General features: G+C 66.3%; 19 protein-coding genes. 5 read left to right on the top strand and 14 right to left on the bottom strand.

The window, feature by feature from the left end:
- Nucleotides 1–660, top strand: a complete 660-nt coding sequence (gmk, locus tag QRQ56_RS08815) for a guanylate kinase (protein ID WP_438739149.1) — start codon at nucleotides 1–3, stop codon at nucleotides 658–660.
- Here gmk and QRQ56_RS08810 read toward each other — a convergent pair.
- The 5 genes from QRQ56_RS08810 to QRQ56_RS08790 all read right to left on the bottom strand — a co-directional run bounded on the left by QRQ56_RS08810 (nucleotide 593) and on the right by QRQ56_RS08790 (nucleotide 6,016).
- Nucleotides 593–1,828 carry a hypothetical protein gene (locus QRQ56_RS08810; protein WP_438739148.1) on the bottom strand — a complete coding sequence of 412 codons (1,236 nt, stop codon included), beginning with the start codon at nucleotides 1,826–1,828 and terminating at the stop codon, nucleotides 593–595. The genes gmk and QRQ56_RS08810 overlap by 68 nt on opposite strands.
- 148 nt (nucleotides 1,829–1,976) lie before the next feature.
- Nucleotides 1,977–2,492: a hypothetical protein gene (locus QRQ56_RS08805; RefSeq protein ID WP_438739147.1), complete on the bottom strand. Its 516-nt coding sequence runs from the start codon at nucleotides 2,490–2,492 to the stop codon at nucleotides 1,977–1,979.
- 27 nt (nucleotides 2,493–2,519) lie between these two features.
- Nucleotides 2,520–3,860, bottom strand: coding sequence for a caspase family protein (locus tag QRQ56_RS08800; RefSeq protein WP_438739146.1), 1,341 nt, complete (start codon nucleotides 3,858–3,860; stop codon nucleotides 2,520–2,522).
- Nucleotides 3,861–4,306: 446 nt separating this feature from the next.
- Nucleotides 4,307–5,188 (bottom strand): AraC family transcriptional regulator, encoded by an 882-nt coding sequence (locus QRQ56_RS08795; protein ID WP_438739145.1) that lies wholly within the window; start codon nucleotides 5,186–5,188, stop codon nucleotides 4,307–4,309.
- Nucleotides 5,189–5,314: 126 nt separating this feature from the next.
- Nucleotides 5,315–6,016: a Crp/Fnr family transcriptional regulator gene (locus QRQ56_RS08790; protein ID WP_438739144.1), complete on the bottom strand. Its 702-nt coding sequence runs from the start codon at nucleotides 6,014–6,016 to the stop codon at nucleotides 5,315–5,317.
- 332 nt (nucleotides 6,017–6,348) lie between these two features.
- Here QRQ56_RS08790 and QRQ56_RS08785 point away from each other — a divergent pair, with 332 nt between their 5' ends.
- Nucleotides 6,349–7,086, top strand: coding sequence for a Crp/Fnr family transcriptional regulator (locus tag QRQ56_RS08785; protein WP_438739143.1), 738 nt, complete (start codon nucleotides 6,349–6,351; stop codon nucleotides 7,084–7,086).
- An 18-nt stretch (nucleotides 7,087–7,104) separates the two neighbouring features.
- Here QRQ56_RS08785 and QRQ56_RS08780 read toward each other — a convergent pair whose 3' ends face one another.
- The 9 genes from QRQ56_RS08780 to lptF all read right to left on the bottom strand — a co-directional run bounded on the left by QRQ56_RS08780 (nucleotide 7,105) and on the right by lptF (nucleotide 17,191).
- Nucleotides 7,105–7,821 carry a Crp/Fnr family transcriptional regulator gene (locus QRQ56_RS08780; RefSeq protein WP_438739142.1) on the bottom strand — a complete coding sequence of 239 codons (717 nt, stop codon included), beginning with the start codon at nucleotides 7,819–7,821 and terminating at the stop codon, nucleotides 7,105–7,107.
- A gap of 341 nt (nucleotides 7,822–8,162) precedes the next feature.
- Nucleotides 8,163–8,399 carry a hypothetical protein gene (locus QRQ56_RS08775; protein ID WP_438739141.1) on the bottom strand — a complete coding sequence of 79 codons (237 nt, stop codon included), beginning with the start codon at nucleotides 8,397–8,399 and terminating at the stop codon, nucleotides 8,163–8,165.
- A gap of 78 nt (nucleotides 8,400–8,477) precedes the next feature.
- Nucleotides 8,478–9,536, bottom strand: coding sequence for an alcohol dehydrogenase (locus tag QRQ56_RS08770; RefSeq protein ID WP_438739140.1), 1,059 nt, complete (start codon nucleotides 9,534–9,536; stop codon nucleotides 8,478–8,480).
- A gap of 25 nt (nucleotides 9,537–9,561) precedes the next feature.
- Entirely contained in the window at nucleotides 9,562–10,416 is an 855-nt protein-coding gene (gene rsmA / locus QRQ56_RS08765) for a 16S rRNA (adenine(1518)-N(6)/adenine(1519)-N(6))-dimethyltransferase RsmA (RefSeq protein ID WP_438739139.1), read from the bottom strand.
- The gene (pdxA, locus tag QRQ56_RS08760) at nucleotides 10,413–11,429 is read right to left on the bottom strand and encodes a 4-hydroxythreonine-4-phosphate dehydrogenase PdxA (RefSeq protein ID WP_438739138.1); all 1,017 of its coding nucleotides are present in this window, start codon (nucleotides 11,427–11,429) and stop codon (nucleotides 10,413–10,415) included. The genes rsmA and pdxA overlap by 4 nt, the downstream gene beginning before the upstream one ends.
- Nucleotides 11,429–12,370, bottom strand: coding sequence for a peptidylprolyl isomerase (locus QRQ56_RS08755; protein WP_438739137.1), 942 nt, complete (start codon nucleotides 12,368–12,370; stop codon nucleotides 11,429–11,431). Before QRQ56_RS08755 ends, pdxA begins: the two co-directional genes overlap by 1 nt.
- Nucleotides 12,371–12,438: 68 nt before the next feature.
- Entirely contained in the window at nucleotides 12,439–14,835 is a 2,397-nt protein-coding gene (locus QRQ56_RS08750) for an LPS-assembly protein LptD (RefSeq protein ID WP_438739136.1), read from the bottom strand.
- Between the two features lie 92 nt (nucleotides 14,836–14,927).
- On the bottom strand, nucleotides 14,928–16,025 hold the full coding sequence (lptG, locus tag QRQ56_RS08745; RefSeq protein ID WP_438739135.1) for an LPS export ABC transporter permease LptG: 1,098 nt from the start codon (nucleotides 16,023–16,025) through the stop codon (nucleotides 14,928–14,930).
- Nucleotides 16,022–17,191, bottom strand: coding sequence for an LPS export ABC transporter permease LptF (lptF, locus tag QRQ56_RS08740; protein WP_438739134.1), 1,170 nt, complete (start codon nucleotides 17,189–17,191; stop codon nucleotides 16,022–16,024). The genes lptG and lptF overlap by 4 nt, the downstream gene beginning before the upstream one ends.
- A 347-nt stretch (nucleotides 17,192–17,538) precedes the next feature.
- On the opposite strand from lptF, the gene QRQ56_RS08735 reads away from it, so the two are divergent.
- The 3 genes from QRQ56_RS08735 (at nucleotide 17,539) to QRQ56_RS08725 (ending at nucleotide 20,162) form a co-directional block, all read left to right on the top strand.
- Nucleotides 17,539–19,038: a leucyl aminopeptidase gene (locus QRQ56_RS08735; protein ID WP_438739133.1), complete on the top strand. Its 1,500-nt coding sequence runs from the start codon at nucleotides 17,539–17,541 to the stop codon at nucleotides 19,036–19,038.
- A 7-nt stretch (nucleotides 19,039–19,045) separates the two neighbouring features.
- Nucleotides 19,046–19,498 carry a DNA polymerase III subunit chi gene (locus QRQ56_RS08730; RefSeq protein ID WP_438739132.1) on the top strand — a complete coding sequence of 151 codons (453 nt, stop codon included), beginning with the start codon at nucleotides 19,046–19,048 and terminating at the stop codon, nucleotides 19,496–19,498.
- A gap of 166 nt (nucleotides 19,499–19,664) precedes the next feature.
- Entirely contained in the window at nucleotides 19,665–20,162 is a 498-nt protein-coding gene (locus tag QRQ56_RS08725; protein WP_438739131.1) for a hypothetical protein, read from the top strand.
- Nucleotides 20,163–20,305: the final 143 nt, after the last annotated feature.

The following is a 20,305-nucleotide window of genomic DNA, read 5'->3' as shown; positions in this document are numbered from 1 at the left end:
ATGACGACGGGCGGTCACGGTACTGACGGTGTCGAGCGGCGCGGCCTGATGTTCGTGCTGTCCTCGCCCTCGGGCGCGGGCAAGACGACGCTGTCGCGGATGCTGATCGACCGCATGCCGGGCTTGCGCATGTCGGTCTCCGCCACCACGCGGCCGATGCGGCCGGGCGAGGTCGATGGCCGCGACTATCTGTTCGTCGACAAGTCCCGCTTCGACGCGATGGTGAAGGGCGACGAACTGCTGGAATGGGCGACCGTGTTCGACAACAGCTACGGCACGCCGCGCGGCCCCGTCGAGGCCGCGCTGTCGTCGGGACAGGACGTGCTGTTCGACATTGACTGGCAGGGCACGCAGCAACTGCGCGAGAAGGCGCGCGCCGACGTCGTCAGCGTCTTCATCCTGCCGCCGTCGGCGGCCGATCTCGAAAAGCGGCTGCACTCACGCGCGCAGGATTCCGACGAGGTGATCCGCAAGCGCATGAGCCGCGCCAGCCACGAGATGAGCCACTGGGCCGAGTACGACTACATCGTGATCAACCACGATGTCGACGAGGCCTTCGCCGAGGTGCAGTCGATCCTGAAGGCCGAGCGCCTCAAGCGCGAGCGGCGGATTGGCCTCGTTGGCTTCGTGCGAGGTTTGCAAGGCCAGCTCCTGGGCTAGGCTGCGGCAATTGCGGCCCTTGCTTCGCCAGCCGTTCCAGCATCGCGGTGATCACGTCGACGTCGACGCTATCCTCGACCTGCATCTCCTCGTCGTGATCATGTTCCTCGCGGGCGACCGGCTTGTCGGCGTCGATCTCCTGAGACTCTTCGGTCTCGGGGGCCACGAGCCGGGGCGCGGCTTCGATCTCGAACGTCCCGTCGAAGATGTCGGCCTCGTCGAGCTTTGCGGCCTCGTTGCGAACCGAGGCTGACTGGGCTGCGAGCCTGCCGATCTCCTTGGTGAACGCCGCGAGCTGGGCGGTCTGCGGCGGGCGGACTTCATCGAAGTCGACCGGACCCGATTGCGGGCGCAGTGAGGCGGCCAGCTTTGCATCCTGCCAGGGTGCACGGCTTGGGTCGTGGTCTTGCGGCGCCCAATCGTCCCAATGGCCGCGGCGGTCGCCGGCCTGGACGCGCACGCGCCTGCGGGCGAGACGGTATATCACGCTGGCGAGCAGGCCCGCGAGCGCCAGCGCGCCGCCGATCACGAGCAGCAGCATCTGCACCGAGCCGCCGGGCTTGTCGATCGTGCCGTCCGTTGCGGCGGGCGGGAGCGGGGCGGGGGATTTCGACGCTTTTGCGCTCGGCTGCGCGGCGGCTGCGGCCATGGCGGGTGCGCCCTGTGGCGCTGGCGCAGTGGAGGCGGGCACATCGGGCCACGCCGTGGCGACGGGAGCTTGCTGCGCGCCGGCATCAGCCTGGGTCGCAGGTTGTTGTGCAGGTGTCGGGGGCGTCGCTGCGGCCAGCGCGATCGCATTCGGCGCCTTGGGGGCGGCACCGCTGCGCGGACCCACATATTCGGCGCGCGCGTCCTGCACGTTCTGCTGCGGCGGCGCTGCTGCATCCTGTGCTGCGTCGGTCGGCGCCTGCGCGGTCTGCACGGCCTTCGCGCCGTCCTTGTCGCCGGCGGCGCGCAGGTACCAGCATTGCCGCTTGGTCGTTCGCTCGAGGCGATAATACCAGTGCTGTCCCTGCGGCGCGGTGCCCTTCGGCGAGGCAAGGCAATCGGCGGCCTGGCTGGCTGCGCTCGTTCCTGCCGGCGCGTTCTGCGACACGGCCGCCAGTGGCACGCCGGCAATGAGACTGCCGACGAGCGCAGATACGAATTTCGCGGTTCGGTTGCCCATCCTGGTCTCCCGGTTACGCATGCAACTCTACTGTCCCCCTTTCTCATCAAAGAGTTGGGTGGCAATGAGCCGCAAATCCGGAGAGGATGTGGCTTGAATTGGGCCTGCGGGCTGTTTGGTTCCGCAGCGAAGCAGGGGCGTTTCGGCGTTACTGTTTGGCCGAAGTCCAGGTTCCGCCGCAGCCGTCGGAACGGCGCCAGGTTCCGGAGCCGCTGCGCACGCCGAGACGTCCCGCACCTGTGAAGGTCACGCCGCCATCGCCATGACCGAACGTGCTGACGGAGCCGCTCGGGCTGACCGTACCGCTGACGCCCTGGCCGATGACCTTGCCGGAGGAGACCACGACCGCGCCGGACGTCGAGCCGCCACAGCCGATGCTGGTCACCACCCAGGCGCCGTCGAACCCACCGCCACCACCTCCGCCGCCGCTTCGCCGCGACGACGAGCGCGGCTCCTCGGCTGCCGGCTTGCTGCGGCGTGCCGAGGGCGCGGGCTCGGCCGAGCGGTCCGAGCGCGAGCCCGACAGCGACTTCTCGTCATTGCCGATCGAGCCGCCGGTACTGCCGGATTGTGCCGAGAGCGGCGACAGCGCGGACGATGAGGTGAGGGCGGCGATGGTGAGCAGGACGGCGAGGATTGTCGAACGGGTGACGGCATTGGTCATGAGCAAGAATCCAAATGAAAAATGATGTCAGCGGCCGGAGCCGTCGGCGCAGACGGCTCCGATAATGCGGCAAGCTTTGCCAGCCTTGCCGCACTCGTCAAGCGCGGCGTCCCGGGCGCGCTGCACGCCCTCGCGCTGGACCAGCGACCAGGACTTGTCGGAGATCGCAAACGCGCCGCAGCTTTTGCCGTAGAAGGAGAGCTCGATCGGGCATTTGGCGCCGGCGCAATTGCCGCGCGCATCCGCTACCGCCGCGCGCCGCGAGGCGTGGTTCCAGGAGATGCCCCATTTGCTGCCGTCGGGTCCGTAGACGATCGAGCCCCAGGGCTTGAGATCCTCCATCCTGCGCATTTTCAGCAGCAGGCCCTCGGTGGCTTCGCCCGTCGGCGCCATCGAAATGCGCTGCTGCAGCTTGGTGATGGCGCGGGTCAGGCCGTCGGGCGTGTCAGGATCGAAATTGAGCTCGTAGAGGCGCTCGCTGAGCTCGCTGAGCAGCGCGGCATCGCGTAGCGGGACGCGGTCGGGATCGGCGCGCAGCCGCTCCGCCGGCGAGGGATCGGGCTGCATCGCCGCGACCTGCGGCGGCGCGGCCTGCGTCGGCGCCACGAAGTAGAAGGTACCGTCGATCGGCGAGGACGACACCCAGGGCTGCTGCGCGCCCGCAGTGGCGCGCTTCACGGCGAGGCCGACCTGGTTGAAGGTCTGGAACACGTCGAGACCCACGACCCGGATCGTGGTGGCAAGCGCCTTCGTAAAGGGGCTGTGTCCGTCGGCGCCGTCCTGGGCGACGTTGCCGGGCTGCGTCGCGTAGGAGATCAGCGTGCCCTCGGGCGCGCGCATCTGCGCAAGTCCGCCGTCTGCGGCGCGAAGGCCGCGCGAGCCAAAGGGGTTGTTGCGGCAGGCATCGAGAATGACGAGGTTGAGGCGGGTGCCGGAGCCCTGCATCTGGCGCAGCACGAGGTTCACGTCGGTCATCTGGAAATCGACGTCGGCCTCGCGCGTCGGATTGGCGCCGACCGGCACGAGATAGTTGGAGCCGGCGACCTGCACGCCGTGGCCGGCATAGTAGAACAGCGCGACGTCGGCGCCCTGGACCTGCCGCCCAAAACTCTGCACCGCGATGTCCATCGCGCCCTTGTCGAGATCGAGCTGGGCGCGTCCGCCGACTAGCGTGAAGCCGAGCGCACCGAGCGTCTCGGCCATCAAGCTCGCGTCCTTGGAGGGATTGTCCAGCGGCGTGATGTTCTTGTAGGTGGAGTTGCCGACCACGAGCGCGATGCGCTTCTCGGCCGACGCCGGCGCCGCCGCAATGACGAGCAGGGCCAGCGCCGCCAGCCCCAGGACGCGATTGAAAATCCTCGCGCGCATCAAAATTCCCCAAAATAATGCCGCCAGTCTAGCAGCCCGCCGTGCCGTCGAAAAGCCGTGAAGGGAGGCGGGGGCGCAGCTCGCATCCGTGTCCCGGACGCGCTGCAGCGTTCTTACGCTGCTGCGCAGAGCCGGGACCCAGCGCTGTGGACTGTGTTGCATGGGCCCCGGCTCTGCAGCGCACCACCCCCGACGATGCTTCGCGTCGCCGGGGGCACTGCGCTGCGTCCGGGGCACGAGAGCGTGGGTGTGGCGCTCGCTCTCTCCACGTCATTGCGAGGAGCTCTTGCGACGAAGCAATCCAGGCTCTTTCCGCGGTGGCAGTCTGCATTGCTTCGCGGAGCCTGTCATCGGGCCGCGCTTCGCGCGGACCCGGTGGCTCGCAATGACGGAGCGGAAGCAGCGGTGGATACGACGGCTCGCTGTGTCCGCTGCTCTCGAGACCGCTATTTCAACGGCAGGAACAGATCCGCCGTCGCCTCGTGCTCGCCGACATCGGGGACGAAGCTCAGTCGCTGGCAATAGATCGGGAAGTCGCGGGCTTCCTCGCCGCTGGCCGGTAGCCAGTCGCGATAGAGGTAAAGCGCGGCGGGCTCCAGATTGTCGGTGTTGCCGACGACGCGCAGCACGGCGCAGCGTCCGCCGGGAATTTCGCCGGCCTTGATCGCCGCGCCATTCGCCTCGATCGGCTGGTCGGTCCCGACGCAAAGGTCCACGCTGTAATCGCCCGGCGACGCAGGCCGCCGCTCGGACCGCCAGACGTTGAAGGTCGGGTTCGTCCTGGGATGCAGGCCGGCGGCTTTGCGCCAAATGATGAAGCGCTGGATGGTGGCGTGTAGCGTCGTCGGGTCGCCCCGGTGCTCCATGATCGCTACGGTCGTCGCCGGCACCTCGCGGATCTCCACGTCGGCGGTGGTATAGGTCTTCTGCATGAGCTTGCTCCTCGCGTTGTCGAGAGGCCCGAAGGCCGCAAGCCACGGCTCCCAGTCGGGAGATTTCCGGAACGACGACGGCGATTGCCCGAACCGTTGCCGAAAGGCGCGGGCGAAGGCATCCGGAGCGTCATAGCCGGCACCCATCGCGATATCGGTGACGCTTTCGGCGTCGCTGTAGGCGAGCCGGTATGAAGCGCGCTTCATGCGGGCAAGCTGGATATAGCGATGCACCGACAGTCCGAAGGTCGCCGTGAACTGCCGGTGGAAATGAAATTTCGAATAGGCGGCGACGCTGCTCAGCGCGTCCAGGTCCAGATCGTCGTCCAGATGCCGATCGATGTGATCCAGCACCCGCTGCATCCGGGCGTGGTAGTCCTGAAGCGCCGCCGTCATCGTTCCGTTCTCCGTGGCAGCACCAGCTAAAGCGCGGCCGGGCATCATATGCTCGACCGATCTTGCGGTTTTGCCATGGAGGAACGGACGTCGCCAAGGTCCGTTCACGAACACGCGCCGCCTCTCTCAGCCCAGATAGTCGGGCGTGAAATCCGCGAGCTTGCGCAGCTCCTCGGGTTGCAGCAGTTCGACCTCGCTGCCCTCCCACGCGATCAGATCGCGATGCCGCAGTTCCTGGATGGTGCGGTTGACGTGGACGATCGACAATCCACAGGCATCCGCGACGTGCCGCTGCGTCATCGGCATGTGGAAGCAGCCGTCCTTGACGAGGCCGACGACGTCCAGCCTTGCGGCGAGCTCGCAGATGAGGTGCGCGACCTTGGGCAGGGCGGCCTGCGCGCCGAGGCGGGCGATCCATTGCCGCGAGATCGCCCCGTCGATCAGCGTCTCGCGCCAGAACGCGCGGGTCAGATGCGGCGAGCCGTCGAGCAGTTGGCGGAGCTGGCTGTGCGCGACAGTGCCGACGATGGTCGGCCCAAGGCCGACGAGGTCCGCATCCATCGGCGTGATCAGCAGCGTATGCAGGCACGGCATGTCGCCGGGAACGTGGAAGGCGAGGATCTGGCTGCGGTCGCCGACGATGCGGGACTGGTAGAGGAAGCCGCTGACCACGAAGACGCTGCGCGAAGCCGCCTCGCCCTGGCGCAGCACGATCTCGCCGTCGGCGACCTGGCGCAGCGTGGAGGGCAGGGCGGCGACCTGCCGGCGCTCTTCGTCGGACAGTGCTTCGATGGCCTGGAGACGTGCAATGAACTTCGGGTGCGGCATGAGTCTGGCGTGCGTGCCTCAGCGTTGCCGCGACGTTGATGCGTGGCCGACGCGCCGCGAGAGCCCGGCAAGGGTCGATCCGACGGCCCGGGCAGAGCGGAACTCATGGCCGTCGAGGCGCGCCCCTATGTCCGATGCAAGCGGACCGCGAATGCGTTTCGGGATCTTTGTTGTCGCAGGGCTCACGAAGGGCGGCTCGGTTCGCAGGCGAAGGTCATCGGTTGGATGCGGCTCGGCGGGTTAGCAACCTGTGCTTCCGCTTCGCGTTCTAATCCGCTGAACCCAGGCCGGACGTATCATTTGATAGAGCCGGCGCATTTTTTGGCGGTCGCATGAACAAGGCCCACGACGTGTTGATCCGGAACCTCGGCGGGCACACCGCGCTCGACGAGGAGGATCTCGCCGAGATCCGCGCGCTCAGCTTCATCGTGCGCGATTTCCAGCCGAACGAGGATTTCATCCGTCAGGGCGAGCAGCCCGAGCATTCGGCGCTGGTCGTGTCTGGCATGGTGGCGCGCTACCACCTGCTCGGCAGCGGGCGGCGGCAATATCTGGCGTTCCATCTCACCGGCGACCTGCCGGATGCGCAGGGCCTGTTCATCGACCAGATGGATCACGGATTGAGCGCCTTGGGGCCGGCCTCGATCGCCTTCATCCCGCACCGCGAATTGTTCAGAGCCTTTCGGCGCCGGCCGGCCTTCGGCATGGCGGTCTGGCGCGAGACGCTGCGCGATGCCGCGATCTTTCGCGAGGCCATCACCAACAACAGCGCCCGGCCAATGCCGGCACGCATGGCGCATTTGTTCTGCGAGCTGTTCTACCGCGCCCGCGCGGCGGGACTCGTCCGTGGCAATCGCTGCCGCATGCCGATCAGCCTGGCACAGCTCGGCGAGACGCTGGGCATGGCGATCGCGACGGTGAACCGGACGCTCGCCGAGCTCAGGCGGAGCGGCGCGATGGATCTGCGGGAGGGCGAGCTGATCGTGCTGAAATGGCGCGACCTGCAGCGGATCGGAGATTTCAGCCCGACCTATCTACATCTGAAGCGGCAATCGCTGCGCCAGACCTGAAAGCCTGACGTTACGGCGCTAGCCGCCGGCCGCCGCCGCACGCATCACTTCGTCGAAATGCTTTTTCACCCAATCGTTGCAGCTGCAGGCCCTGGCCTCGAGCGCCGGCGCGTCGAGGATCAGGATCGCGCCGCGGCGGGTGGCGAGGATGCGCCTTGCCTTGAACATCTGGATGACCCGGCTGGCATAGGAGCGGGACACGCCCAGCATGCTGGCGAGCTGCTCGTGGGTGAGGGGAATCTCGGCCCGGCCGATCCGTTCCTGCGTAGAGACGATCCACCTCGCGGCGCGCTGCTCGATCGAGTGCGCGGCGTTGCAGGCCGCAGTTTGCAGCAATTGCGCGAACTGGCAGTCGGCATAGCGCGAGAACACCTCCTGCAGCACGGTCGACCGCTGCTGTGCCTGCTCCAGCGCGCGCCGGGGCAACCGGACGAAGGTGCCGCCCAGCTTCACGACGATGCGGGAATAGGTCAGCGAGGGACTGCGTCCGGCGGCGACGCCCACCGCGCCCTCACGCCCGACCAGCAGGCTTTCGACCTCGCGGTCATCCTCGACCGGCACCGCGAACGACACCAGCGTGGGACCGCAGGGAAAATGAATGGCCGTCACGGCATCACCGGCGTGATGCAGGATCTGGCTTGCCTCGACTTCGACCGGCTGAAGGTAGGGGGCGATCAGTTCGAAGTCCTGGTGGGAGAGCTGCCGGAGCAGATCGTTCGGGGGCCGACCGGTCACAGTTTCTTCTCTTAGCTGGCCGGGAATCGGCGCCAGCCAAAATCCTACGTTTCCGCGCCGGAACCGACGGTTCCAAAGTGCACACAAGGACGCGACGACGGTTGAGAAGTTGCTGCGATGGTTCTTGCGGAATTCCGGAAAATCGGGAGAGGCGAAGCGCGTGGTCGCCCCGGCCTCACTGATCTCGCGAAATCTGTTCAGGAGTGAACATAGGACGCTTGCGGATTGGCGTACCAATGAGCTGCTGGGCGCCGTACCCCGTGCGCTCTGCCCAACGGACCGCCGGCCTCAATCCGCCCGAATGCCGCCGGGCCGGCGGGCCCGAGGGGCGGCCAGCACGATCAGCCGAAGCGCGCTTCGCGACCTCCGGAGGGCCGGTGCGGGTCCACATGCGCGCGGTAGGCGTCGATCGCCTTGTTGGCGAGCATCAGCTGCCGGCGTTCGCCGGTCTTGAGCTGGGCTTCGATGGCATCGAGGATGACGTTGGCGCTCTCGTCGGGCGGGCCAAGCTCGCCGCTCTGCTCGAGGCAGCTCCAGGCGATGAAGAATGCGCTTTCGACGGTGCAACGAATGGACATGCGCTGCCAACGCAGCGGGGCGGAGAGCGTTCCGTAACGGCGGGTGCGACTTGCGTCACGCCCGCCGCGAGCGACGGGTCAGTTCGTCAGCACGATTCGGCCAACCACCTTGCCGGCGCGCAATTCGTCGATCCATTTCTGGACGTCGCCCATCGGCTCCTCGCGCATCGGCGTCGGCTTGATCTTGCCGGCGCGCGCCAGCGCCATCAGCTCTTGGGCTTCCGCGAGCGTGCCGACCATGAAGCCTTCGATGGTCATGCGCTTGTAGACCCACTGCACCATCGGCAGCGTGAACTGGCCGCCCATCAGGCCGGAGACCACGATCTTGCCGCCGCGCGCGGCGACCGCGACCGCGAAGGCCATCGACTTCTCGTTGCCGGCGAAATCGACGATCTCGTCGAAGCCGCCCTCGGTCTCCTTCAGGATGCGCTTGATCACATCGGGCTCGGACGGATCATAGGCATTGGCGGCGCCGTTCTTCAGCGCGGTGTCGCGCGCGGCCGGCGAGAGATCGGCGACCGTGATCGGCTGCTTGAACATCGCCTGCGCGAACGACAGGCCCATCATGCCGACGCCGCCGAGACCGATCAGCAGGAGATTGCGCTGGCGCGGACGATCGACCAGGCGCTTGAGCGCGCCGTAGGCGGTGACGCCCGAGCACATCAGCGTCGCCGCCTGGTTGACGGGCAGCGGATCGTAGTCGAGCAGATATTTCGCGTCGGGCACCAGCACGTGGGTGGCGAAGCCGCCATCGATGGAGACGCCGAGGAAGCGCTGCTTGACGCAGAGGTTCTCGTCGCCATTGGCGCAGTCGCGGCACTGACCGCAACCGATCCAGGGGAAGACGGCTTTCTTCGCGCCGACGAGATTGGCGGCGACGTCCGGACCGACCTCGTCCACCACGCCGGCGATCTCGTGGCCGAGCGTGAAGGGCAGCGTCATGCCGCGCGTGGTGTCGAGCTTCTTGCCGCCGCCGAGGTCGGCATAGCCGTCCTGGATGTGCAGGTCGGAATGGCAGAGGCCGCAGCGCTCGATGCGCACCAGCACCTCGGCGCCTTTGGGCTTCGGCGTGTCGACGATGGTCTCGCACAGCGGCGCATCGAACTTGACCAGGGACTGCCGACGCATCAACGCCATTTTCTTTCCTCCGGAATTTAGATTGTCACGTTTCGCTGCGTATATCCGCCAATTCACGCGCCATGGCAACAAAGCCGGAGATGGGAATGGTCTCGGCGCGCCGCGTCGCGTCGACGCCGGCGGCCGCGGCAAGGCGCGCGGGATCCACTTGAAGCGATTTCAGACTCTGCCGCAGCATCTTGCGGCGCTGGCCGAAGGCGCTGGCTGCGACCTGCTCGAGCAGCTTGCGATCGCAGGCCAGCGGCTCTGCGCGCGGCTTGAGGCGCACGACGGAGGAGGTGACCTTCGGCGGCGGCACGAAGGCGGACGGCGAGATGTCGAACAGGATCTTGGTCTCGCAGCGCCAATTGGCGAGCACGCCGAGCCGGCCATAGGCTTCCTCGTCCTCGTGCGCCACGATGCGCTCGCCGACCTCGCGCTGGAACATCAGCACCATCAAATCGTACCAGGGCGGCCACGGCTCGGTGGTGAGCCAGTTGATCAACAGCTGGGTCGCGATGTTGTAGGGCAGATTGGCGACGATTTTTGCGCGCTCGCCATTGAGCAGCGGGCGGGGATCGAAGCTCATGGCATCGCCGTGCACGATTTCGAGCCGGCCGGGATAGCGCGCGGAAATATCCTGCAAGGCCGGGATCGCGCGCTCGTCATGCTCGATGGCGATGACGCGCCGCGCGCCGAGCGCGAGCAGCGCGCGCGTCAGCCCGCCGGGACCGGGGCCGATCTCGACGATGGTGGAATCCTCGAGCGGCGCCGCGGCGCGTGCGATGCGGGCGGTGAGGTTGAGGTCGAGCAGGAAGTTCTGGCCGAGCGATTTGCGCGCCGATAGCTCGTGCTGGCGAATGACCTCGCGCAGCGGCGGGAGGTCGTCGATCGCGCTCATTCGCTTCTCGCAGCCGCCATGCGGCTCGCGAGCTGGAGCGCCGCGATCAGGCTGGCCGGATTGGCCTTGCCGGTGCCGGCGATGTCGAAGGCGGTGCCGTGATCGGGCGAGGTGCGGATGAAAGGCAGGCCGAGCGTGACGTTGACCGCGTCGTCGAAGGCGATGGTCTTGATCGGGATCAGCGCCTGGTCGTGATACATGCAGACAGCGCAGTCATAGGTGCGGCGCGCGGCCTCGTGGAACATGGTGTCGGCGGGCAGCGGGCCCCTGGCCTCGATGCCCTCAGCCCGCAACGCCTTGAGCGCTGGGGCGATCACCGTCTGCTCCTCGTGACCGAGCGAGCCGTCCTCGCCGGCATGCGGATTGAGGCCGGAGATGGCGATGCGCGGCTGCGCGATGCCGAAGCGTGACTTCAGCTCGCCGGCGACGATGCGCACGGTCGAGACGATCAGCTCGCTGGTGAGCTCCGCCAGCGCATCGCGCATCGAGACGTGGATGGTCACGGGCACGACGGCAAGCCGTGGCGACCACAGCATCATCACCGGCTGCGGCACGCGGCCGTTCTCCGCGGCGAGCTCGGCCAGGAACTCGGTGTGGCCGGGATGACGGAAGCCGGCGCGGTAGAGCACGCTCTTGGCGATCGGATTGGTGACGATGGCGCCGGCGCGGCCCTCGCGAACGTCGGTGACGGCCTGCCGGATCGAGGCGAGCGCGGCCGGCGCGCTGGATGCGTCGGGCTTGCCGGGCTCGGCGGTCGCGTGCTCGCCGGTGGCGACGACGGGCAGGGCTTCGCCGAAGGCGGAGGCGGCCTCGCCGGGACTTACGGCTGCGGTCTTGATGTCGACGCCGATGGCCCTGGCGCGCCGGGCGATCAGCGCCTCGTCGCCGCGCAGATAGAAGGCGGGCAGGTTCAGCTCACGGCGCCTCAGCCAGGCTGCGATCGTGATGTCGGGGCCGATGCCGGCGGGCTCTCCGAGGGTGAGCGCGAGGGGCTTTGCGGCGGACGCGGCCATCAGCGATTGTTGCGATATTCGATCATCGCCGCCTTGCGGAGCTCGTCGAGATAGGCCTTCTGGGTCTTCTCGTACTTCTCCTGATACATCTTCTCGCGGACCTCACGCTTCTTCGGCGTGTCGATCATGGTCGGCTTGCGCGAGCACAGCACCACCATCTCGATGCCGCTCTTGGTCAGCTCCGGCGCGGTCAAATGGCCGATCGGGATGTCGTCGAGTACCTTGCGCAGCGCCTCGGGCAGCTCGGCGCTGGTCTTGGTGATGCTGTCGCGGATGGTGGCGTTCGGCGTCGAGCGGAACAGCGAGTTGGCTTCCTCGCAGCTTCCGACGCGCGCGCGATAATTCTCCGCTTCCTTCTTGCGCGTCTCCAGGAACGCCGAGGACGAGCCGCGCGGCACGATCAGCACGATCGGCTGCATCTTGTATTCGGTGCCTTCGATCTGGAGCTTGTCGCCGGTCTGGGCCTGCACGGCCTGCGCGACGTCGCGCTCGCCGATGAACAGCTTCTCCTTGAAGCGGCCGCGCACGAGGCTGGTCCAGACCATCTCGGCCTTCATGCGGCCCTTCAGCGTCTCGGGACGCACGCCCTTGGATTCGAGCGACTTGGTGAGCTGATCCGGCGTGATGCGCATGCGCTGCGCCATGCCCTCGTAGGACTGGTTGATGTCGGAGACACCGGGGTCGACCCCGTATTTCTTGCCTTCCTTCAGCTTCACCTTGTCTTCGATCAGCTCGTTGATGACCTCCTGCCGGCTTGGAGTCTTCTGCGTCGTGAGCTGATCGAGCTTGGAGCGCTGCTCGACATCGAAATCGGTGATGGGATCGCCGTTGACCATCACGACGATGTTCTGCGCGCGCGAGGGCGAGGGCAGTCCGGTCAGGATCAGCCCGGCGCTGACGGCGAGCAGGAGGCGGAAGACGGGCAGCAAGGGGATCGTCATGATTGTCGCTCGCAGGTCAGCCGCGTCGAGCCTGTGTGGGGGCAAGCGCGGCCGGCACTTCAAACCGTTCACTGGAGGCCGGCGGAACTGCTGGTCGTCGACGAGGTCGCCAGCGTGCGCAGGCCGATCTGGAACATGAACGCATGGCTCAGCACGGGCGGCGTGGTGCCCGCAGAATAGCTATACGAAGTTACATAGTTCGCCGCCAGCACGAAGCAATCGTCGACATAGCCGGCACCGAGCACATACTGGTTGATCTTGTTGGCCTCGAGGTCCCAGCGCGCCGAACCCGACACCACCCAGTTGTTCGCGACCTTGAGGGATCCTGCGGTCAGGATGCCCTCGCGGCGGGTCAGATAGCCGAGTTCCGGCTGGGGCGCGTAATTGCCGTACAGCACGGCGACCGACCAGCGATTGAAATTGGCGCGGCCTTCCGCCTCGAAGCGCTGCACGTTCCAGGTCTGCTCGTCCATGCGGGAGCGGACGCTGAACGTGTAGGTGCTGTTGGGCGAGTAGCTGGCGCTCGCGACGTAGTCGGAGCGCGGCTTGTCCAGGCCGGAATTCAGGCCGGTGTTGATGGAATCCTGGACCGCGAAGGAATTCATGCCAAACAGCTGGTAGGACTGGCCGAACAGCGCCTTGACGGCGCCGCCCTTGTCGAACTGCGTGGTGGACTGCACGCCGACATTGGCGCGGCCGCCGCCCTCGACGCGGTCGTAGCCGGAGAACTTGTCGACGCTGAACAGGTTCGAGGCGTCGAACACCGTGCTCTGGGCGTCCTCGTTCGGGAGCTTGCCGGCATAGGTCTCGTTCGGCCGGATGATGATCTGCGCGATCGGCTCGATGGTGGTCGAACCCCACGGCTGAATGTTGATGAAGGGATAGCGATATTCGAGGCCGACCGTCGGCATCAGGCGGAACGCCTGGGTGTCGCCGACAGGCAGATAGTTCGACACGCCCGGCTGGTTGGAGACCGAGGAGTTGATCGCATCGGCGCGGAGGCTCGCGAACGGCGTCCAGATCTGGCCGAACGGATCGGTGAACGACTTGCGCCACTGCGCTTCCGCCGAGAGGCGGGTATAGGTGCCGGGGAAGCCGCGCAGCAGGCACTGCGACGGCGTGCGGGCCAGCGGATCGGCCGATGCCGTCGTGCACAGGCTGTTGGTGTTGGCGATCGTCGTGATCGGGTCGAACACCGCCTGGTCGCGCGACATGTTAACGAAATTGGTCTTGTAGCTGAACTCGCCGCCGAACACCGGATAGTTGAGCACGTTGGAATAGTCGACCACCGGGTAGACGATCGGCACCTGGCTCTGGTTGCCTGAATAGCTCAGCCAGTACATCGTCCGCGCGTCGAAGAAGCTGCGGTTGCCGACACCGGTCAGATAGAGCTGCGACAGCGCTTCCGTCGGCAGCAGCAGGAACGAGCCGAGCGGATCGCGGTACTGATAGAGGCGGTAGTCCGAGAAGAAATAATAGTCGGACATCAGGACGCCGTCCCAACCCCAGACCCATTTGTCGTTCAGCGCGAACTGACCCTTGGTGTCGACGGCGCCGCGGAACTGCTTGTCGCCGGGCTGGCCGGAAAATGCGCCGGGATCGAGCTGGTCGATGCCATAGGCGCGGATCTGGTAGGCGCCGTCGATCAGGCGCTGGCGGAACTCGCCCTGCAGCAACACGCCCTGCCGCGACAGGATGCGGGGAGTGATGGTTGCGTCCATGTCGGGCGCGATCGCCCAGTAATAGGGAACCTCGACGCCGTAGCCCGTATTTGACGTGCCGGAGATGTAGCCCGGCATCAGGAAGCCGCTCTTGCGCTTCACCGTCGGGTCGGGCGTCGAGAAATAGGGCATGTAGGCGAGCGGCACGCCGAAGAATTCGAGCTGCGCCGTCTCGAAATACAGCATCTTTTCCTGCTGGTCGTGGATGATGCGGGCACCCTTGACCTGCCAGAGCGGCGGCTTCTTCGGATCGTCCTTACAGGGCGCGCAGGCCGTGTAGACGCCGTTCTCGAACACCGTGTAGTTGCCGCTGGAGCGGTCGGCGCGGCTCGCGGCCATGCGGGTCTGGTCGGCGGTGTCCACGCGCAGCGAATCGACGAAACCGTCTCGGTAATCGTCCGAGAGATCCATGATCTCGGCATAGGTGATCTTGCCGTCGGCATCCGTCATGCGGATGTTGCCTTCGGCATGCAGCCGCTTGGTCTTCTGGTCGTAGATGACCCTGTCGGCCTCGACGCTGGTGCCGTTGTAGAACAGCTGGACGTTACCGACCGCGGAAACGCGCGAATTGTTGTAGTCGTAATCGACCTCGGTCGCCTGAACCAGCATCTGGTTGTCGTTGGCGGCCTTCGGCGGCTTGGGGCGCGGCGGCAGGGGATTGTAGGTGAAGCTCTGGGCCGAGGCGGGCGCCACGGCGGCAACGTCGATCAGCGCGCCGAGCGATGCCACGGCGGCGACAGCCATCAACAGCCTGCGAAGCGACAAGCCGGACCCGTTCGCGCGCATCACCATGCGGCGCGTCAGACGAGACACAGGTCCTCGTTGGACGGCAGTCACTAACCGTCCTCCTGGTACAACAAGGCCAAAAAGCCGGTGAGGCCGCCCACCACCACGGGCAACCACGCCGCAGCGATCGGATGCATCAACTCAGCCTTGCTCAAGTCTTCAGTCACTTTCGACAGAACGTAGAGCAGAAAGCCTGCGCCCACGCCACTCAAAACCATCTTTTGCACGCCGCCCATCCGGAAGAAGCGCAGCGACACGGAAGCCGCGAGCATCACCATGGCGGCCAGCAAAAACGGCTGTGCCAGGAGCTTCTGATACTGGAGTCGGTATCCGGCTGTCGCGAAGCCCGAGCTCTCGGATGAGCGGATGTAGCTCGGTAGTTGCCAAAAGGACACAGTCTCGGGGGTGGAGAAGCTGTTGCGGACCTGCGCCTCGGTCAGCGTCGTCGGAATCTCCAGGGTGGCCTGATCGACCGGCGGCGCGTCCAGCGAGAAGCGGCGAACCCCCTTGAACAGCCAGCGGCCGGGCTCGAGCGTCGCCTCGCGCGCCTCGACCCGTTCCTTGAAGTGCTGCTCGGGGTCGAAGCGGAACAGCGTCAGCCCGGTCAGCCGCACGCCCTGCTGCTCGCTGCGCGCCGCATTGATGATGGTCTGGCCGTCGGTGGTGACCTGATTGAGCCAGAAACCGGAGGCGTCCTGGATGCCGCCGCCGGGCGCCGAGCCGAACAGCTCGGCTTCCATGCGCTTGGAGAGCTCGCGCAGGTTCGCCGACATCGGATTGTAGGCGACTGTGGCGATCACGCCGATCAGCAGCGCGCTGCCGAGCGCCGGCGAGATGAACTGCCAGGCGGAGACGCCGGCGGCGCGCGCGACCACGAGCTCGAGCCGGCGGGAGAGGGCGAGATAGCAGGTCATGGCGCCGATCAGCATGCAGAACGGCGTCAGCTTCTCCAGCAGCTGCGGCACCCGGAACAGCGAGGTCTCGGCCACCATCAGCGCCGAGGCGGAGGCCAGTCCCGAGGTCTTGCGCACCATCTCGATGTAGTCGACCAGCACCAGCAGCAGGAAGATGCCGGCGAACACGCCGAGCGCGGCGACCACGAAGCGGCCGGCGAAATAGCGCCCGAGTGTGTTGGTGAGCATGCTCATGCGGTGGCCGGCCTTCCGAACAGCCGCGCGATGCGCGCATTCGACCTGTTGATGGCCTCCATCAGGCCGGGCGGCGGCTCGACCACGACGCCGCCGATGATCATCCATAGTCCGATGCCGATGGCGCCAAAGACCATTCCGTATTGGACCAGCACCGGGGCCGACGACTTCACGGCCATCACCGAGCAGGCAAATCCCGCCATGCGCAGTCCGAACACGGCGATGACCGAGCCGCCGATCGAGAAGTTGCGGCTTTGGCGGGTGGTGCGCGGTGCGCCCAGAAAGGCGAAGGTCAGCACGGCGAAGGCGAAGGGATAGATCGGCGCGAGCAGGCTGTCGTGCAGGGCCGAGCGGAACTGGCCGGGAATCTGCTTGTAGACGGGATCGTTATCCGAGGGCGCGAACAGCTCCCAGAGATAGCGCTCGCGAATGCCCAGGGTGACGTCGCGGCCCTGGTTGGAGAATTTCGACATGTCGAAGCCGTAGCGGCCGAAGGCGACCAGCGCCGGATCGCGCTTGCCGGCTTCGAAGCGCTGCAGATTGCCCGTCTCCAGCACCAGGAACGAGCCGGTGTCGTTCTTCACGACCTCGCCGCGTTCGGCAACGATCGAGACGCGCTCGTTCGGATCGCGGCGGTCGTCGATGAAGATGCCGGCGAGGATGCCGCCGGGCTGGCGTTCGCGAATGCGGATCGTGAGATTCTTGTCGAGCTGGGCGAAGCGGCCGGGCTGCAGAATGTTGGTGAGCACGTCCGCGGTGATCTCGGCATCCCACTGCTTGATCCGCCGCATGCCGTCGGGGGCGAGATAGGCCGCGATGAAGGCAACCAGCAGCGCCACAACGCAGGTGGCGTAGAAGAACGGATAGAACAGCCGGAACGGCGAGAAGCCGGCGGCATTCATCACGATGATCTCGGAATCGGTCGCGAGCTTGTTCAGCGTGTGCGAGATCGCGATCATCAGCGCGATCGGCGAGATGATCAGCACGAGCGCGGGCACGACGAGGCTGGTGATGCCGAGGAAGGTCAGGATGGTCTGACCCTGGCTCGTCATCAGGTCGATGCCGCGCAACGCCTGCGTAATCCAGATCACGCCGGTGAGGCTGACCAGGACCAGCGCAAACGATGCCAGCGTCGTGCGGAAGATGTACCTATCGATCGACCCCATGCGCTACCGCACGAATCCCCAAGTCCCCAAAAGTCCCCAAATCCGTCCGGAATTCCCGCTGTCCGACCAATCCCCGAAAGGGGATCCCCAAGGTCGCCCGGCCGGCTCTTCCGACGGTTCACTCTCTCACTACCATCCCTTTGATCCGTCAACAAAATGGCTGCCCCGTGGCACCCTCAATATATGGTTAATATTTCCCTCGTTGTGGCCTTGAGGCCACGGGGGGTGCTTGGCATCTGCCGGGCGGCTGGCCCATAGTGCGCAAGGCGCAATGAATCGTCGTTCAAAGGCGGCCTCCGCCGCGGCCGGGAACGATCAAAAGATCAAGAATTTTGAAGGAGTTACCCATGTCCGATGCCATCAAGGTCGGCTTTGTCCCATTGTCATCGGCCGCCCGTGGCATCCTGGTCGTGTTCTGTGACGACAGCCTGAAGGTCGGCCCGGCAACCGCCAAGGCGCTCGGCGGAGGTATCGATCTCGTGAAACGCGCCGCCGCCGCTGCCGCCTTCAAAGGCAAAAGCGGGGCCGTGCTGGACATCCTGGCGCCGGAAGGGGTGAAGGCCACCCGTCTGCTTGTGATCGGTGCCGGCAAGGGATCCGGCCTGAAGGCGAACGATTTCCTCAAGTTCGGCGGCGTGGCCGCGGGCAAGCTCGGCGCCGGGGCCGCCACCATGACCGTGATGGCGGAGCTGCCCAACGGCGCGATGGGAGCCGAGCAGGCGGTTGCGATCGCCTCGGGCCTGCGCCTGCGCGCTTACAAATTCGACCGCTACAAGACCAGGAAGAAGGACGGCGAGGAGGGCGGCTCCCGCGCCGACGTATCGCTTGCGGTCGGCGACGCCGCTGCCGCGAAGAAGGCGTTCGTCGCGGCCGGCCACATCGTCGACGGCGTGATCATCGCGCGCGATCTCGTCAACGAGCCGCCGAACGTGCTCTTCCCCGAGGAATTCGCACGCCGCGCCAGCCAGCTCCGCAAGCTCGGCGTCAAGGTCGAGGTGCTCGACGTCAAGGCGATGCAGAAGCTCGGCATGGGCGCGCTGCTCGGCGTCGGCCAGGGTTCGGCGCGGCCGAGCCGCACCGTGATCATGCGCTGGGACGGAGGCAAGAAGGGTGAGGCGCCGGTCGCCTTCGTCGGCAAGGGCGTCTGCTTCGACACCGGCGGCATCTCGATCAAGCCGGCCGGCAGCATGGAGGACATGAAGGGCGATATGGGCGGCGCGGCCTGCGTGGTCGGCCTGATGCACGCGCTCGCCGCGCGCAAGGCCAAGGCCAACGTGGTCGGCGCCATCGGCCTCGTCGAGAACATGCCCGACGGCAACGCGCAGCGGCCGGGCGACATCGTCACCTCGATGTCGGGCCAGACCATCGAGATCATCAACACCGACGCCGAAGGCCGCCTCGTGCTGGCCGACGTGCTCTGGTACGTCGCCAAGAAGACCAAGCCGAAATTCATGGTGGATCTGGCGACGCTGACCGGCGCGATCGTGGTCGCGCTCGGCACCGAGCATGCCGGCATGTTCTCCAACAATGACGAGCTTGCCGACCGGCTGCTGATCGCGGGCGCCGAGAGCGGCGAGAAGGTCTGGCGCATGCCGCTCGGACCCGAATACGACAAGCTGATCGATTCCCAGTTCGCTGACATGAAGAACACCGGCGGCCGCCATGGCGGCTCGATCACCGCGGCGCAGTTCCTCCAGCGCTTCGTCGACGGCACGCCATGGGCGCATCTCGACATCGCCGGCACCGCCATGGGCGCGCCGAAGACCGACATCAACCAGAGCTGGGGCGCGGGCTACGGCGTCCGTCTGCTCGATCGCCTGGTCGCCGATCACTACGAGCGCAAGTGACGTCGCGATGACTGAAGTGTTGTTCTACCATCTGCAAAACATGACGGTGGAGAACGTGTTGCCGCCGCTTCTCGAGAAATCGCTCGAGCGCGGCTGGCGCGTCGTGGTGCAGTCGACCTCGGAAGAACGGGCCGACGCGCTCGACGCGCACTTATGGACCTATCGCGACGATTCCTTCCTGCCGCACGCGACGTGGCGCGTGAACGATGCCGCCGATCAGCCGATCGTGCTGGCGATCGAGGAGGGCAATCCCAACGGGGCCCATGTCCGCTTTTTGGTCGACAACGCGGCGTTGCCGGGGGACGCGCAGGGCTATGAGCGCATGGTCCTGCTGTTCGACGGTGACGACCCGGATGCCCTCGCTTTCGCCCGTAGTGCCTGGACGGATTGCAAGGCGCGGGGATTTGATGTCACTTATTGGCAAGCCGACGAGCGGGGCCGGTGGCAGCGTCGGAATTAGCGGTCGTTCGCAATTAATGATAATTTGCACTTTTCGGGCGATGCTGGCTTTGGTCACCTTCGTGCCGCAAAGTGATGTTGGGACAATCGCTTAGGGCTGGTCCTTCACGCGGGGAATTTGGTTTATCGTGCGACATCAAAAGCTTCCCAGGTCGCTCATAGTTGCGTTGGCTGCCGTAGCACCGCTGCTCGCGGGCTGCTCCGGCGGGACCGATCTGCTCGCGTCCGCCAAGGACGCGCAATGGTTCAACACGCCGAGCCGGCTGTTCATCAAGAACATCTCGATCGAATCCCCGCCGCTGACCCCGGACAAGCCGGTCGGAGCTGAGGATCTCGTCAGCGCCGATGGCGCCTGTCCCGGCATGACGCCGCCTCCGGGGCCGGCCGATGCGAATGCCTCGACGACAGCTCCGGCGCCGATGGGCGGCACGGTCGCGCTCGGTCATACCGAATGCGACGTGGTGCGCGGCATCGGTGCGCCATCGAACATCAATCTCTCCAACGATGCAGCCGGCCGCCGCGTCGCCGTGGTGACCTGGTCGACCGGCCCGCGTGCCGGCATCTACACCTTCACGTCAGGCCGCCTGTCCGCGATCGAGGGCAATCCCGAGCCGCAGCCGGTGCCGAGGGCGGTGAAGCCGAAGCCGAAGAAGAAGCAGGCCTGACGACGGACCGTGGTCCACGGCCGATCTGCGAGCGGCCGCCACGGTTTTCAACTAACGGCGTCACGATCTCACCGTCCGCTCTTCAACCAAGTATGGCGTGTCAGCGTGGCCGGACGGCAGCCGTTCGGCTCGCGACATTGTTG

This window comes from Bradyrhizobium sp. U531 (assembly GCF_051710265.1).
In the GTDB taxonomy this organism is placed as follows: Bacteria; Pseudomonadota; Alphaproteobacteria; order Rhizobiales; family Xanthobacteraceae; genus Bradyrhizobium.
The sequence above is the reverse complement of the archived record's forward strand: the minus strand, read 5'-3'. Positions and strand labels throughout refer to the sequence as shown.